This window comes from Kitasatospora sp. NPDC041917 (assembly GCF_055589745.1).
On sequence record NZ_JBVJBI010000106.1, the window covers coordinates 1 to 1,831 of the forward strand.

Below are 1,831 nucleotides of genomic sequence, written 5' to 3' on the forward strand. Positions count from 1 at the left end.
CTTGACTCTGTCGGGGATCTTGGTGTTCGGCTGCGGGTGATCATGGTGGTGCGCCAGTCTCGCGGGTGCACGATGATCGCGAGATTTCCGAGGAGTCCGAGATGTCGGTCCGTCCCTGTTCGGGTGCCGAGGTCCCGGAGTTGACGGCACGGATGGCGCGGGCCAGCAACCCCGGTGGTACGACGGCGATGTGGGTGCGCGACCGTCTCGACGGCCTGTGGCGGGACGAGGACTTCGCCGACTGGTACCCGCGCGACGGCAGGCCCGGGCTCTCGCCGGCCCAGTTGGCGACGGTGAGCGTGCTGCAGTTCCTGCTGGGCCTGTCCGACCGTGATGCCGCCGAGGCCGTGCGCTGCCGCATCGACTTCAAATACTCACTCGGCCTCGAACTCGACGACCCCGGCTTCCACCACAGCGTGCTGACCGACTTCCGCGACCGCCTGCTCCAGGACGGCCGGGCGGACCGCCTCCTCGACCTCGCCCTGACCCGCCTGAAAGAGGCCGGACTGGTCCGCGAGCGCACCACCCAGCGCACCGACTCCACCCACGTCCTGGCCACCGTCCGCGACCTGACCCGCCTCGAACTGGTCACCGAGGCCGTGCGCGCAGCCCTGGAAGAACTCGCCCGCACCACCGGCCACGCGCTGGACAGCCTGGTCGGCGAGGACTGGGGCCGCCGCTACGGCCGACCGGTTCGCCTGGGCAAGAACCCCACCCGGCCCAAGACCCGGATCAACACCACCGGCGACGACGCCCGCCGCCTGCTCGAACACCTCGGGCACAATCACCCGTCCCTGCTTGGCAGGCCCCAAGTCCAGGTCCTGCGGCAAATCCTGGTGCAGAACTACTACTGGGACCCCGCCGGGCGCCTGCGCTGGCGCGACGAGAACGACGGCAGCGGCCTGCCGCCCTCGGCCAACCGGATCGTCTCCCCCTACGACCCGACGGCCCGCTACGCACGCCGCGGGCAGGTCACCCGCTGGACGGGATTCCTCGCCCACGTGACCGAGACCTGCTCCGGCGACGGACCCAACGTGATCACCGACGTGGCCACCATGCCGGCCACCAGCGCCGACACCGAGGTCCTGCCCGGCATCCACACCCGGCTGGAACGGCGAAGCCTGCTGCCCGACGAGCACCTCGTCGACGGCGGCTACACCTCCCTGCCCCACCTGGAACAGGCTCAGCGCGAACACCGTGTGACCGTTGTCGGACCGCTGCCCGGCAACCCCACCCGCCAGCACCGCCGCGGCGAGGGCTTCGCCCGCGACGACTTCCGCATCGACTTCGACCGCAAGGAGGTCACCTGCCCGCAGGGCCAGGTCAGCGCCGGCTGGCACGGCCCCTACCCGACCTCCTCACCGACCGCCGCTCCACTGATCATCGCCCGCTTCACCAAGGGCCAGTGCCAGCCCTGCCCGGTCCGGGCCAAGTGCACCAGTTCCCGCGACGCCCACCGCTCCGTGGGCTTCCCTCCGCGTGAGCTGCTCGAACTGCAACTGCGCAACCGTGCCGACCAGCAGGATCCGGCCTGGCACAAGCGATATGCGGTCCGTTCCGGCATCGAGGGCACCATCTGCGAGTTCGCCCACGGCCATGGCATGCGCCACTGCCGCTACCGCGGGCAGGCCAAGGCACACCTACAGCACGTCCTCACCGCCATCGCCGTCAACATCGAACGCCTCAGCAAGCAGGCCCCCGACGAAGGCGCGCCCCCACGACCGCCGACAGCCTTCCAGACACACCTCGACCAGCAGGGCATCTCGCGCCTACGTTCCTGGCGAGCCGTCAGCTGACACGGAAGCAACCAAGATCCCCGACAGAGTCAAGC

General features: G+C 70.2%; 1 protein-coding gene. It reads left to right on the forward strand.

The window, feature by feature from the left end:
- Positions 1–101: 101 nt before the first annotated feature.
- The gene (locus ACZ6EM_RS40345; RefSeq protein WP_452180362.1) at positions 102–1,796 is read left to right on the forward strand and encodes an IS1182 family transposase; all 1,695 of its coding nucleotides are present in this window, start codon (positions 102–104) and stop codon (positions 1,794–1,796) included.
- The last annotated feature ends 35 nt before the right edge of the window (positions 1,797–1,831 follow it).

What these genes read in the sequence shown, in the direction of transcription:
- ACZ6EM_RS40345 (WP_452180362.1), top strand. Translation starts at nt 102, where the DNA reads ATGTCGGTCCGTCCCTGTTCGGGTGCCGAGGTCCCGGAGTTGACGGCA.